This window comes from Dongia deserti, assembly GCF_003574735.1.
In the GTDB taxonomy this organism is placed as follows: Bacteria; Pseudomonadota; Alphaproteobacteria; order Dongiales; family Dongiaceae; genus Dongia_A; species Dongia_A deserti.
In genome coordinates this window covers 1-12986 of sequence record NZ_QORW01000009.1, presented here as the reverse complement: position 1 = coordinate 12986, position 12986 = coordinate 1, and the positions used below count along the sequence as shown (strand labels likewise).

Annotated in this window: 12 protein-coding genes; 9 read left to right on the top strand and 3 right to left on the bottom strand. The window is 64.5% G+C overall.

What is annotated here, in order from left to right; genetic code table 11:
• Nucleotides 1-139: 139 nt before the first annotated feature.
• The 7 genes from DTX69_RS15050 (at nucleotide 140) to DTX69_RS15020 (ending at nucleotide 5985) form a co-directional block, all read left to right on the top strand.
• Complete coding sequence (locus DTX69_RS15050) at nucleotides 140-838, top strand: Tim44/TimA family putative adaptor protein (RefSeq protein WP_119302377.1); 699 nt, start codon at nucleotides 140-142, stop codon at nucleotides 836-838.
• Nucleotides 839-1094: 256 nt separating this feature from the next.
• Nucleotides 1095-2162, top strand: a complete 1068-nt coding sequence (mltA, locus tag DTX69_RS15045) for a murein transglycosylase A (protein ID WP_284735822.1) — start codon at nucleotides 1095-1097, stop codon at nucleotides 2160-2162.
• On the top strand, nucleotides 2159-2929 hold the full coding sequence (locus DTX69_RS15040; protein WP_119302375.1) for a (Fe-S)-binding protein: 771 nt from the start codon (nucleotides 2159-2161) through the stop codon (nucleotides 2927-2929). The genes mltA and DTX69_RS15040 overlap by 4 nt, the downstream gene beginning before the upstream one ends.
• Before the next feature lie 4 nt (nucleotides 2930-2933).
• Nucleotides 2934-4346 (top strand): LutB/LldF family L-lactate oxidation iron-sulfur protein, encoded by a 1413-nt coding sequence (locus DTX69_RS15035; protein ID WP_119302374.1) that lies wholly within the window; start codon nucleotides 2934-2936, stop codon nucleotides 4344-4346.
• A 17-nt stretch (nucleotides 4347-4363) separates the two neighbouring features.
• On the top strand, nucleotides 4364-4978 hold the full coding sequence (locus DTX69_RS15030) for a LutC/YkgG family protein (protein ID WP_284735798.1): 615 nt from the start codon (nucleotides 4364-4366) through the stop codon (nucleotides 4976-4978).
• 4 nt (nucleotides 4979-4982) lie between these two features.
• Nucleotides 4983-5543, top strand: a complete 561-nt coding sequence (locus DTX69_RS15025; protein WP_119302372.1) for a Smr/MutS family protein — start codon at nucleotides 4983-4985, stop codon at nucleotides 5541-5543.
• 85 nt (nucleotides 5544-5628) lie between these two features.
• Nucleotides 5629-5985, top strand: a complete 357-nt coding sequence (locus DTX69_RS15020; RefSeq protein WP_119302371.1) for a helix-turn-helix domain-containing protein — start codon at nucleotides 5629-5631, stop codon at nucleotides 5983-5985.
• 44 nt (nucleotides 5986-6029) lie between these two features.
• Here DTX69_RS15020 and DTX69_RS15015 read toward each other — a convergent pair whose 3' ends face one another.
• Genes DTX69_RS15015 through DTX69_RS15005 form a run of 3 tightly spaced genes read right to left on the bottom strand, consistent with a single transcriptional unit; the run spans nucleotide 6030 to nucleotide 9741 of the window.
• The gene (locus tag DTX69_RS15015; RefSeq protein WP_119302370.1) at nucleotides 6030-6518 is read right to left on the bottom strand and encodes a class I SAM-dependent methyltransferase; all 489 of its coding nucleotides are present in this window, start codon (nucleotides 6516-6518) and stop codon (nucleotides 6030-6032) included.
• Nucleotides 6515-6958 (bottom strand): cyclic nucleotide-binding domain-containing protein, encoded by a 444-nt coding sequence (locus DTX69_RS15010; RefSeq protein ID WP_119302369.1) that lies wholly within the window; start codon nucleotides 6956-6958, stop codon nucleotides 6515-6517. Before DTX69_RS15010 ends, DTX69_RS15015 begins: the two co-directional genes overlap by 4 nt.
• A gap of 50 nt (nucleotides 6959-7008) precedes the next feature.
• Complete coding sequence (locus tag DTX69_RS15005) at nucleotides 7009-9741, bottom strand: ABC transporter ATP-binding protein/permease (RefSeq protein ID WP_162917196.1); 2733 nt, start codon at nucleotides 9739-9741, stop codon at nucleotides 7009-7011.
• Nucleotides 9742-10101: 360 nt separating this feature from the next.
• On the opposite strand from DTX69_RS15005, the gene DTX69_RS15000 reads away from it, so the two are divergent.
• Both DTX69_RS15000 and DTX69_RS14995 read left to right on the top strand, forming a co-directional pair.
• Nucleotides 10102-11382, top strand: a complete 1281-nt coding sequence (locus DTX69_RS15000; RefSeq protein ID WP_284735797.1) for a glycosyltransferase family protein — start codon at nucleotides 10102-10104, stop codon at nucleotides 11380-11382.
• Nucleotides 11383-11553: 171 nt separating this feature from the next.
• Complete coding sequence (locus DTX69_RS14995; protein WP_119302367.1) at nucleotides 11554-12771, top strand: glycosyltransferase family 4 protein; 1218 nt, start codon at nucleotides 11554-11556, stop codon at nucleotides 12769-12771.
• Nucleotides 12772-12986 lie beyond the last annotated feature (215 nt).

The window sequence follows — 12986 nt, the reverse complement described above, 5'->3', positions numbered from 1 at the left end:
AGCTTGCTCTTGCCCCGCCAATTGCCTATCTAAGAGGGACAGGTCGCCACCGCAACGGCGATCGGTCCAAAGCGCATGGCGCGGTTGCTCCAGACATTTGGGCCAGTTTCCTTTAGAGGAATGTCACAGGTCGCATAACGTGCTGGAAATCCTGTTCTTCGCCATCGTTGCCGCATTCCTGGGCTGGCGATTATACAGCGTGCTGGGGCGCCGCACCGGCCATGAAAAGCCGTTCGACCCGTTCCGCACCAAGGACACGGAGGCGCCGGCCACTCTGCCGGAGCGCGACGGCAATGTCCGCCATCTGCCGGAGCCGCCCGCGCGCCACGATCGCGCGGATCGCGAGCGGCGCAAGCTGGAAGCGGCGATCGGTGCGGTCGCGGGCGATGTGCGGCGCGGCCTGGATGCCATCCGCAACGCCGATCCCAAGTTCGATCCGGTCGACTTCGTCGTCGGCGCCCGCGTGGCGTTCGACATGATCGTCAACGAATTCGCGCAGGGCGATACCAAGGCGCTGCGGCCGCTGCTCAACGATCAAGTCTATAGCAATTTCACCGCCGCGATCGAGGAACGCAATCGCAACAAGCATCGCCACGAGACGACCGTGGTCGGCATCCTGAGCGCCGACATCGCCGCCGCCGAGCTCAAGGGCGACGAGGCGCAGGTGGCGGTGAAGTTCGTCTCCCAGCAGATCAATGTCACCAAGGACCAGGAAGGCCGCATCATCGATGGCGACCCATCCGAGGTCGCCAACATCACCGACATCTGGACGTTCGCGCGCTCCATCAAATCGCGCGACCCGAACTGGGTCCTCGTCGCCACCGAAAGCCCCCTGTAAGCGCAGACGAGAGTTGGCAATCACCGCCCACTCATGGCATGGGTGGCGGATGGTTTTGTCGAGTCTTCTGCATCCCTTTCTTCGCTCCAGGCGAGTCAAGAAAATCCTTCCCTCTCTCCTTGCGGACAGGGCGGGGGCACGTGACGAGCACGCGCTGAAGTCCCCTCCCTCAAGGTGCGGCAGGGGGAGCGATGCTCACCCGGTCACCCGTAATCGCCCCGCCCCGCGAGGGGGGAAGGGGATTCTTTCTTTGACGGTGTTCATTCTCGCCGCCTGCGTCCCAACTGGGGAAACGCCGCTGCCGCACCTTGTGGAACTGTCGCGGCTGCCCGGCTGGCAGGCGGATGCGAGCTTTCAGGCGTATCCTGCGCTGCTGGCGAGCTGCGGGGTGATCGCGACCTTGTCCTCCGACAAGGCACTCGGGATCGGCGGGTCGCCGACGGAGTGGCGCGAGGCATGCGATGCGATCGCGGAACTACGGGCGGCTTTGGTCGCCGATCCCGACCAAGCGCTACGGCGGACACTGGAAGCGCATTTCGTCGCACTCGACCCCGGTGCCGGCACGTCGGCGCTGGTGACTGGCTACTATGAGCCGGAGCTGAAAGGCAGCCGCATCAAGGACGCGGCGCATCCCCATCCGCTCTACCGTCTGCCGCCGAATCCGACGCAGTACGACAGGGCCGAGATCGATGGCGGCGCGTTCGCGGGCAAGAAGCTGGAACTGCTGTGGGTCAATGACCGCGTCGAGGCGTTCTTCCTGCAGGTGCAGGGCTCGGGGCGCGTGCGGCTCGAGAACGGCGAGGTCGTGCGCGTCGGGTTCGCGGGCACCAACGAACGACAATACGTCTCGATCGGCAAGGCGATGGTCGATGCGGGCATCATGACCAAGGAGGAAGCCTCGCTGCAGACGATCCGCGCCTATCTCAACGCGCATCCCGACGAGATCGACAGCTGGCTGCATCGGAACCCCCGCTACGTCTTTTTCAAGGAGGCAAAGGCGGATCCGAATGTGGGGCCGCTCGGCGCCCTCGGCGTGCCGCTGACGCCGGGCCGCTCCATCGCGGTCGATCCCGCCTTCGTGCCGCTCGGGCTGCCGGTCTGGCTGGATACGACCATCCCAAAGACAAATGCGCCCTTGCAGCGCCTGGCGGTGGCGCAGGATAAAGGCGGCGCGATCAAGGGCCCAGGGCGGATCGATCTGTTCTGGGGCGCGGGGGAGGAAGCGGAGGCCATGGCTGGTCCGATGAGGCAGCAAGGCACCTATTGGGTGATCGTGCCGCGCGCCGTGGGCGAACGCTGGCTGAGGCAGCAGGCTGGCTCATGAACGGCACGCCGCGCAAGCAGGTCGGCCTGTTCGTCACCTGCCTGGTCGATCTCTATCGGCCAGTGGTGGGGTTCGCCGCGATCGCTCTTATCGAGCGCAGCGGTCCGTTCACCGTCGTAGTGCCGGATGCGCAGACCTGCTGTGGCCAGCCGGGCTACAATTCCGGCGACAAGGAGAGCGCGCTCGCCATCGCGCGGCAGGTCGTCCAGGCGTTCGAGGGATTCGACCACGTGGTGGTGCCCAGCGGATCCTGCGCGGGCATGATCAAGACCCACTATCCGGAGCTGCTGGCCGGCGATCCCGCGTTCGCGGCGCGGGCCAAGGCGCTCGCCGACAAGACCTATGAGCTGACGCAGTTCCTGCGCGACGTTGCGCAATGGGACGGCGTCTATTCCGAGTTCGCGCAGACCGTCACCTATCACGATTCCTGCTCGTCGCTGCGCGAGCTCCAGGTGAAGAAGCAGCCGCGCGAGCTGCTGGCCAAGGTCGGCGGACTTAAGTTCAAGGAGTTGCCGGACAGCGAGCCGTGCTGCGGCTTCGGCGGCACCTTCTGCGTCAAGTTCCCCGACATCTCCAACCGCATGGTGGAGGACAAGGTTGCCAACATCGAAGCGACCGGCGCCGACGTCGTGCTGGCCGCCGACATGGGATGCCTGCTCAACATCGCCGGCAAGCTGAAGCGCAAGGGCAGCAAGATCGAGGCTCGTCACGTCGCCGAGGTGCTGGCCGGCATGGCGCAGGATTCCGCCATCGGCGAAGGGCAATAGGCCGATGCAATCGACCTCGCACCTGTTCAAGGACAATGCGGCGCGCGCGCTGAACGATGCGCACCTGCAGCAGGCGCTGACCCACGTGCGCACCAAATTCATCACCAAGCGCCAGGACGCGATGGATGCGCTGCCGGAGTTCGACGCGCTGCGCGACGCGGCGCGCGATCTCAAGAACCACGTGCTGAGCCGGCTGGACGAATATCTTGTCGAGTTCGAAGGCAACGTGGTGAAGAACGGCGGTCGCGTGCACTGGTGCGCGACGCCGGCGGACGCGCGCAAGACCATCCTGGATATCTGCCGCACGGCCGGCGCCAAGACCGTGACCAAGGGCAAGACCATGGTAGGCGAGGAGATCGGCATCAACGATCATCTCGCGGCCAACGGCATCGAGCCGATCGAGACCGACCTCGGCGAATACATCATCCAGCTCCGGAACGAACCGCCCAGCCACATCATCGCGCCGTCGGTGCACGTGACCAGGGATCAGGTGGAGGCAACGTTCCGCAAGATCCACACCGATCTCGATCCCAATCGCAACCTCACAGAGCCCTCGAGCCTGCTGCACGAGGCGCGCGTGAAATTGCGCGGCCGCTTCCTGGTGGCGGATGTCGGCATCACCGGCGCCAATTTCCTGATCGCGAACACCGGATCCACCACCATCGTGACCAACGAGGGCAATGGCGACCTGACGCAGACCTTGCCGCGCATCCACATTGTGCTGGCCGGCATCGAGAAGATCGTGCCGAGCCTCCAGGATGCCGGGCTGCTGCTGCGCGTGCTGGCGCGCTCGGCAACCGGGCAGGAGATGTCGGCCTACACGACGTTCTCGACCGGGCCGCGGCGGCCGGGCGATGTCGACGGTCCGGACGAGTTCCACGTCGTGCTGGTGGACAACGGCCGCAGCAAGTTGCTTGGCACCGAGTTCGAGGAGATGCTGCGCTGCATCCGCTGCGGCGCGTGCCTCAATCACTGTCCGATCTATCACAATGTCGGCGGGCATGCCTACGGCTGGGTCTATGCCGGCCCGATCGGCGCCATCACCACGCCGGCCTTGATCGGCATCGAGCATGCCTCGCCGCTGCCGGAAGCGTCGTCCCTGTGCGGCCGCTGCGAGCAGGTGTGCCCTGTCCGCATTCCGATTCCCAAGATGCTGCGCCACTGGCGCGAAGAGGCGTTCGAGCGGCGCTTGCACGGCAACCGCGCGCGCTGGGCGCTGAAGGCGTGGGCGGCCCTGGCGACGCGGCCGGCGCTGTATCGTCTGGCGATGCGTGTTGGGGTCGGCGTGCTCGGCATGCTGGGTAGTCGGCGCGGGCGGTTCTCGTCCCTGCCGCTGGCCGAAGCCTGGACCAGGCACCGCGATCTGCCCGCGCCCCAGGGCCGTACCTTCATGGCGATGTATCGGGGCAAGAAGTGAGTGCGCGCGACGAAATCTTGAATCGCATTCGCGCGGGTCGCGCTGGGCCGAAACCTTATCCCGGCTCCGGCCCTGTGCCGCAGCGCGGGCAGGTCGGCGGCGAGGAACGCAAGGCGTTGTTCACGCGCATGGCGGTGCAAGCGGCGGCTACGGTCGATCGCGCCAGCTCGCGCGCGGACGTGCCCAGCCTTGTGAAGAACTATCTCAGCCAGCACAACCTGCCGGCGGAAGCGCGGCTGGCGCCGGACCCGCGCATCACCGAGCTCGATTGGGCTTCGCAGCCATTGCTCAACACCAGCATAGGCGGGACTGACGGCTCGCATCCTGTCTCGGTGACCGGTGCGTTTGCGGGCATCGCCGAGACGGGCACGCTTGCGCTCACCTCCGGCGCGTCATCGCCGACGCTGCTCAACTTCCTGCCCGAGACACACATCGCTGTTGTCGATGCCAAGGACCTCACCGGCACCTACGAGGAACTGTGGGAGCGGCTGAAGGCGCAGTATGGCGAGGTGATGCCGCGCACGTTGAATCTCGTCACCGGCCCGTCACGTAGCGGCGATATCGAGCAGACCATTCTGATGGGGGCGCACGGGCCAAAACGTCTGCACATCATCTTGGTCGACGAACCCTAGAGCGATGCCGAAGCGGCGGGTCACGCCCGAGGAACTCGAGCTTTGGCGCAACGTCGCGCAAACCGTGCGGCCCATCAAGTCCAAGCGTCGCGCGGCCCTGCCCAAGGAAGAGGCGCCAGGCGCGCCCGCGCCGAAGGCGAAAACTGCCAAGCCTGCAACGCCGGCTCCTCCACCGCCCAAGCCGAAGCCAGCGCCGTCTGCCAAGCCCCATGAGCTGGCCCACGGCCTCAGCCACGGTATCGACCGGCGGCAGGCCGAGCGCTTCCGCAAGGGCAAGCTGCCGATCGAAGGCAAGATCGATCTGCATGGCCGCACGCAACAGGACGCGCATGACGATCTGCTCGCGTTTCTGAGGCGCGCGCACGCAGCCGGCAAGCGCACCGTGCTGGTCGTGACGGGCAAGGGCATGACGACATCGAAGACCGGCATCCTGCGCCAGGCCGTCCCGCGCTGGCTGAACGAGCCGGCGTTCCGCTCGCTGGTGCTCGCCTTCGACTACGCCGAGCCGCAGCACGGCGGCGAAGGCGCGCTCTACGTGCTGCTGAAGCGGGTGCGGGAGAAATGACCACTGGCACGGCTCGAACACATAACACTTCCCTCCCCCAACTTGGGGGAGGGAGTTGCTTGCCATGCGCGGAGCAGGCTCCTCGATGACTCCCTTCGGCCGGAAGCTGCGCGATCTGCGGGAGGCACGGCAGTGCCAGCTCAAGGACCTCGCGAAAGCGCTGAAGGTGAGCTCGGCCTACCTGTCGGCGCTGGAGCACGGGCATCGCGGCAAGCCGACCCCTGGACTGGTGCAGCAGGTCGCGGCCCACTTTAATCTCGCCTGGGAAGAGGTGGATGAATTGAAGGCGCTGGCGGAGCTGTCGGACCCCCGGGTGACCATCGACACCGCGGGCTTGAGCCCGCAGGCGACAGAGCTTGCCAATCGCCTCGCCACGCGCATCGGCGGCATGAGCGAAGCGGAGATTGCACGGCTGCTGGCGATGTTGAAGCAGATGCGCTGAGTAATGCGGCCAATCGACCATGACGAATGGGGGAAGCGTTCTGCCTAGCGCCTGCGATGGAGAAAATAGCGGCCCGGCTTGATGCCGGCAGGCAGCGGAAGGGCTTCGAGGTCGGCGCTTTCGACCGGCTGATCGCTGATGAGGATGCTGCCTGGCTTCAGCAATTGCAGGACGGATGGCAGCATGGCGCGCGCGAGCTGTTTGCTGGCTTCCTCATCGCCGGAGCCGATGTCGAGATTGGCAAGAGCGGTGTTGCGGCCCAGTTGCGCGATCGCCTTGGGCAGGCTCTCGAGGAAGTCGCCGAGGAATAGGCGATCGTCCGGGGGGATGCAGTCGGGGTGCGCGGCCACCTTGCGCTCGAATACATAGATGTCGCGCTCCCGTAGCGTTTCCCGCAGGTGATCGTAGGTGCGCCCGTTGCCGAGGCCGAATTCAAGCACGTTGCCCGGGAGCGCCGCGATCAGCTGCGCGGCGCGGTTGAGGCACGCGCGCTGTGCCTCCAGACGGCGGATGAAGGAATCGAGACGGCTCAATGCCTGGTCGCTGCCAGCAGCTCGTTGGCGTGCTCGAGGCGCTGGGCGAGGACGCGCATGACCTCGATGGAGATGGTCGGGAAATCCGTCACCATGCGGAAGAACAGGTCCTTGGTGATCTTGAGCGTGGTGAGATCCTCGGTCGCCACCACGGTCGCGGTGCGAGGCACATCGCACAGAATACCGATCTCACCCACGAACGCATCGCGCCCGACCTCCGCAACCTTGAGGTTCCCGGTCGGGGTTTCGACCAGCACATCAGCCCTGCCCTCCAGGATGATGTAGGCGGCGTCGGCGGGATCGCCCTGGTGCACCATCTCCTCGCCTTTGCGGAACTGGGTACGTTCCGCCGCGAAGGCCATCAGCTTCAGCTTGGCCGGCTCCACCTTGGCGAACAGTTCCATGCGCTTCAGCGCTTCAACGTCGTCGATGATGCTCATGTGTCTCGGTCTCCGTCCCTGAAATTATGACTCGATTGTTGTGAACTTGGCTAGCTCGCGGCCATCTGCAGTCCGATCCCGAGATCGGACAGGGCCGTCCCCGGCCGCGCCAGTCGATCCAATGGTCCCTGCTCGATCACGCGGCCGTCGCGCATCACCGCCACCCGGTCCATGATGCTGCACAAGGCAGCGTTGTCGGCGATCAGGATCAAGCAGCGGTCCTTCATCTCCTGCCGCAGCGCCTTGACGAGGCGCGTCTGCGCTGCGCTTTCCAGCGGCGCCAAGGCGTTGTTGAGGATCAGAATCCTGGGCCGGCGGACCAGCGCGCGCACCAGCGCCACTTTCTGCCGCTGCGCTTGCGTCAGGCGCCGTCCGCCCGTCCCGACGCCATGCTCCAGGCCGACCGCCAGCACCTCGGACTTGAGGCCGATCTCGGTCACCACGTCGAGCAGCAGGCGATGGATGCGCTGTGCGGCCTGTGCCTGGCCATAGACCAGGCGGCCGAACAGCATGTTGTCCTGCACCGTGGCGGCGGCGTTGTAGCGGTCCGGATCGAAGAACTCGATGTAGTCCTGGTATTCATCCGGCAGGGTTTCGGCGAAGCTGCGGCGTCCGGCGAGCAGCCGCGCTTCGAGTTCGGCATCGATCAAGCCCAAGCGATGTCGGGATTCGATATAGGGGAAGGTGATGGCGACCAGGCGCTGCTGATCGGCCGGGGCGGCGTTCTCCAACCCACTACGCTGCACGCGGTTCAGCAGTTGCTGAACCAGCGGCAGATCGTCGGCGGAGACGAAGCTGAACTGCTCGAAGAAGGGATGGCCGGGCGGCAAGTCAGCGAACAGCTCGACCATGGTCTCGCCGATCTTGGCGCCCATCGCCATCAGGGCCGGCTTCAGGCCCACGGCGTCAATCACGTTCGCGAGCACCTTGTTGTCGCGCAAGGCGGCGAGGTCGAACACCGGGCCGCGTGGCGTGCCGAACAGCAGGTTCTCCGCCACCGTCATGTTGCGGTTGTAGCGGTTGGGATCGAAATGCTCGACCAAGTGACTCATGCCCGGTTCCTCCAGGCGCCGATGGATGGCAGCGCGTGCTTCCAGGAAGCGGGCGGCGACGTCGGGCTGCTCGTCGGGATCGATGCGGCCGCGCAGACCGAACTGGTAGACATCATCGTCCAGCTCCACGGCCGGCAGCAGGTCGATGATGCGGCGCTTCAGTCCGGCAAGATCGTCGACACCGGCCGCTCCGAAATCGATCCATTGCGCATAGATGTCGAGCGTCGGATTGGCCGTGCGCCTGGCCTCCGTGATGCGGCGCTGATAGTGCATGAGCGCCCGCCCTTCATAATGCGCCGGCGCGATCGGCCGATGCTTTAGGCCATAGACCACGTTGTCGAGGATGGAGAGCGGGAAGAGGTAGGTCTCGTCGGCGACGTAGGAGATGTGCCGGCCGATCGCGCCTTCCGGCAGCGTGGCCATGTCGGCATTACCCCAGCGCAGCGTGCCGGTCGTCGGCCAGGTCAGCCGCGCCAGGATCAGGCCCAGCACCTCCTTGCCTGAGCCGTTGAACCCAACGATCGCCAGATGGTCGCGGCCGCCGACCTCCAACGCCGCATTGTCCAGCAGCCGTGCCCCGCCTTCGTCGTAGTAGGCCACGGATTGAGCGGAGAAGCCGCCCGCAGGAGCGGCTGGAACCTGGTCGGTTGGCTGCTGCAACTCCGGCGGCATCATGCCGTCCGGCGTAAACTGCTCGATCACCTGCTCGTATTTGATCTGCACGTCCTGGCTTTGCTGCTGCCAGTCGATCAGCTCCTTGATCGGGCTCGGCAAGTTGCTGTACGCGGCGATGACCGCGACCAGCGACCCGACGTCGAACCGCCCGGTCAGCGCCAGGTAACCGCCGATCAGGTAGAACAGGAACGGCGTGACCTGCGACAGCATGTTGTTGATGTATTTGACGAAGTACTTGCGCTGATAGAGCTCGAACCGGATCAGGAAAATCTTTTCCAGGCGGTTGACGATATCCGCGCGTTCGTAGTTGGAGGTATCGTTTGCATGAATCTCGACCGCGCCATCGACATTCTCCGCGATGCGGCCGGCCAGCTGGCGCGCGGTCAATTGCCGTTGGCGGCCGAGCTCGAGGATACGTCGGCGCAGGATCGGAATGACCACCAGCTGTACTGCCAACACGACGACCGAGATGAGGCCAAGCCAGACGCTCTGCAGCATGATGAAGACGAGGGCGGTGAGCGCCTGCCCACCAAGGAAAGCGGGCGTCACGTAGGCATCGCCAATGAAGCCGCCCAGCGGTTCCACCTCGTCCTTGATCATGGTCGCGATTTCCGCCTGCTTTACCTTGCGGAAATGGCTCAAGGGGAAGCGGAGGACGCGGTCATAGAGCTCGTAGCGCAGGCGGCGCAGCATGCGCTCGCCCAGGCGGCCCTTCTCCGTATTCACGATCTGCTTCACCCAGCCGTTCAGGATCACAAAGAACAGGAACGAGAAGCAGAGGGCGACGAGATAGGAAATGCGATCGAGGTCGAAGCCGGGAAGCAAGGTCAGCTCGGGCAGACCGATCGATTCGATCGGGCCGATGGAGAGATCCAAGAACTTTGCCGTGGTGTTGCCGGCAGCGAAGGCCTCGCCCTGGATCGCCTTGTTGACGATCTGCTTCGGCAGGTCGAGGGAGATGAAATAAAAAATGTAGGAAACGGCGACGATGGCCAGAATGACCGATTGGTCACGCCAGCTATTGCGCCATATATAGCGAAATAGATTGTGTTCCATGCCCGCGCCCCGTACCGACATGCGCCGGTTGCTTGATTCTGTTGTGTTTTGGGACAATAGGGGGCTGCGCCGGAACTCGGAAGCCGGAAGTCAGAAGTCGGGAACGAACGATTGCATTCCCGCCCTCTGATTTCCGAGCTCTGATTTCTGTCACCTGCGGGCAACAGGGTTCGCGTTTTCTGCCGCAGGAATTCCGTCGCGGTGAGCCGATTTGTGACAAAAATACCAAGGTATATCAATAGCTTGAAAAGATCATGCGGCGATGATGGAATGCCCGCTATCGATCCCGGTTCATACTTTTTTTCGGTAAAGAGCCTATGTCATACTCACGCCGCTCGCCGCTGACAGGGGACAAGGCGCGTGTCCGATAATCAAACGAAGAACAAGGACGTGCGCGTCCTCATCTATTCACACGACACGTTCGGATTGGGCCACCTGAGGCGATGCCTCACGATTGCCCATTCCCTGGTCGACCAGAACAAGGATATGTCGGTCATCATCCTGACCGGCTCGCCCATCATCGGCAGCTTCAATTTTCGGGCCCGCGTGGATTTCGTGCGCATTCCCGGGGTCATCAAGCTGCGTTCGGGCGACTACACGCCCTTGAGCCTGCTGATCGATATCGACGAGACGCTGGCGATGCGCGATTCGATCATCCAGCACGCCGCCGACATCTTCGATCCCGACATCTTCATCGTGGACAAGGAGCCCTTGGGGCTACGCGGCGAAGTGGAGAATACGCTCCGCATGCTGAAGGAGCGTGGCACGCACCTGGCGCTTGGACTGCGCGACATCATGGATGACCCTGTTCACCTCATCCCCGAATGGGAGCGCAAGAAGGCGGTGCCGGCCTTGCGTGATCTCTACGATTCGATCTGGGTCTATGGCCTGCCGCAGATCTGCGATCCGCTGGAAGGGATCGAGCTGCCGAAATCGGTGCGGCGCAAGATGACCTATACCGGCTATCTGCATCGCTCGCTGCCGCACGGCACCCCGGCGCACTGGACGCTGCAGAAGATCGAGGCGCCGTACCTGCTGGTCACAACCGGTGGCGGCGGCGACGGCGAGGAAGTGATCGATTGGGTGCTGCGCGCCTATGAGAACGACAAGGCGCTGCCGTATCCGGCGCTGTTGGTGCTCGGCCCCTTCATGCATTCCGACCGCCAGGCGGAGTTCATCCACCGCGCCAACAGGCTGCCCAATATCGAGGCCATCACCTTCGACGCGCAGATCGAGCATCTGATGGCGCATGCCATCGGCATCGTGGCGATGGGCGGCTACAACACGTTCTGCGAGATCTTGAGCTTCGACAAGCGCGCGGTCATCGTGCCGCGTACCGAGCCGCGCATGGAGCAATATATCCGCGCCAAGCGGGCGGAGGAGCTCGGCCTCTCTTCCATGCTGGAGGATCACGGTCAACGCGACTGGAAGCGCATGGCCACCGCCTTGCGCCAGCTGCCGCAACAGGCGCTGCCCAGCGATGTGGTGGTGCCCGGCCTGATGGACGGGCTGGAGAACCTCAACCGGCTCGTCACGCATGCCGTTGATCGCGTGCGCAGGAACCGCACCGGCGAGCGCACCGAGCGCACCGGCAACAGCCGCCCCCGCCTCGCCCGCCTCGCCGGACGCAAGTCGCGGTAAGGGGCGACGACCGTCTAAAGCGATGACCTTCAACTTCTTCGTCATGCCCGTGCTTGGCACGGGCATCCACGAGTTTGTCCGGGGCGGCATCACGTTTGCAGATAGAAAGTCGTGGATGGTCGAACCAAGCCCGACCATGACGATTCGGAGTGCGTCTATGGTTCGTGTCCAGTGTCCCGCCTGATTTTCATCCTCAAGGGCTATCCGCGTTTGTCGGAGACGTTCATCGCGCAGGAGATCCGCGCGCTCGAGCAGCGCGGGTTTCCGATCAAGATCGTCTCGCTGCGCTCTCCAACCGACACGCATGTGCATCCCGTGCATCGCGAGATCGCGGCGGGCGTCGCCTATCTGCCGGAATATCTCTATCAGGAGCCGTGGCGCGTCCTGCGCTCCTGGGTCAAGGCGAAGTTCCGGCGTGGCTATTGGCGCGCTTTCAAGCAATGGATCAAGGATCTGCTGCGCGATCCGACGCCCAACCGCGCGCGGCGCTTCGGCCAGGCCTGCGTGATGGTGGCGGAGCTGCCGAAGGACACGACACGGCTGCACGCGCATTTCATCCATACGCCGGCGTCGGCGACCTATTACGCACATCTGATCACCGGCCTGCCGTGGAGCTGCTCGGCCCACGCCAAGGACATCTGGACCTCGCCCGACTGGGACAAGCGCGAGAAGCTGGCGACGCTCGACTGGCTGGTGACCTGCACGCGCGCCGGCTATGAGCACTTGCGGGAGATTGCACGGCCGGAGGATCGCGACAAGATCCACCTGGTGTACCACGGTCTCGATTCCGCGCGCTTTCCCGAGCCGCCGCTCCACAGACGCAACTTGCAGGCGCCGCTGCGCATTCTCTCCGTCGGCCGCGCGGTGCCCAAGAAGGGCTATGCCGACCTGCTGCAGGCCCTCGCCCTGCTGCCCAAGGAAGCGCAATGGCACTTTCATCATATCGGCGGCGGGCCGCTGCTGGAGGAACTGAAGAACCTCGCCGACACCCTGCAGATCGCGGACTCCATCACCTGGCAGGGCGCGGCACCACAGGACCAGGTCTTGGAGGCCTATCAGGCCGCGGATATCTTCGTGCTGGCCAGCTGCATCGCGGAGGATGGCGACCGTGACGGATTGCCCAACGTGCTGATGGAAGCGCAGAGCCAGAAGCTGGCGGTGATTGCGACCAACCTGCCCGGCATTGCAGAGCTGGTGGTACCGGGGGAGACCGGCCTGCTGGTGCCGCCGAACGCGCCGGAGAACCTGTCGGGCGCGCTCTTGCGCCTGATGCGCGATCCCGAACTGCGCCTGCGCCTGGCCGAGGCCGGCTACGAGCGCGTGCGCCAGCACTTCTCGCTCGAGCGCGGCATCGACGACCTGGAGCGCAGGTTCAGGGAAGACGGATGAGCGCCATGCGCGAACGCTCCCCCCTTGCGCACTCGTTACTCCGTCATGGTCCGACTTGGTCCGACCATCCACGAGTTTCGATGGGCAGCACTCAGCCGTGGCAGGCAAACTCGTGATGGTGTGGACGGCCCCCGCGCGGCATCGATGTGCCAGAATGAGGTCGTTGCAGATCTCATTGAAGGGAGCCGTCCATGGATAAGCTTATCCGCATTGGC

What these genes read in the sequence shown, in the direction of transcription:
- DTX69_RS15005 (WP_162917196.1), bottom strand. Translation starts at nt 9,741, where the DNA reads ATGGAACACAATCTATTTCGCTATATATGGCGCAATAGCTGGCGTGAC.
- DTX69_RS15035 (WP_119302374.1), top strand. Translation starts at nt 2,934, where the DNA reads ATGCAATCGACCTCGCACCTGTTCAAGGACAATGCGGCGCGCGCGCTG.
- DTX69_RS15040 (WP_119302375.1), top strand. Translation starts at nt 2,159, where the DNA reads ATGAACGGCACGCCGCGCAAGCAGGTCGGCCTGTTCGTCACCTGCCTG.
- DTX69_RS15010 (WP_119302369.1), bottom strand. Translation starts at nt 6,958, where the DNA reads ATGAGCATCATCGACGACGTTGAAGCGCTGAAGCGCATGGAACTGTTC.
- DTX69_RS15020 (WP_119302371.1), top strand. Translation starts at nt 5,629, where the DNA reads ATGACTCCCTTCGGCCGGAAGCTGCGCGATCTGCGGGAGGCACGGCAG.
- DTX69_RS15025 (WP_119302372.1), top strand. Translation starts at nt 4,983, where the DNA reads ATGCCGAAGCGGCGGGTCACGCCCGAGGAACTCGAGCTTTGGCGCAAC.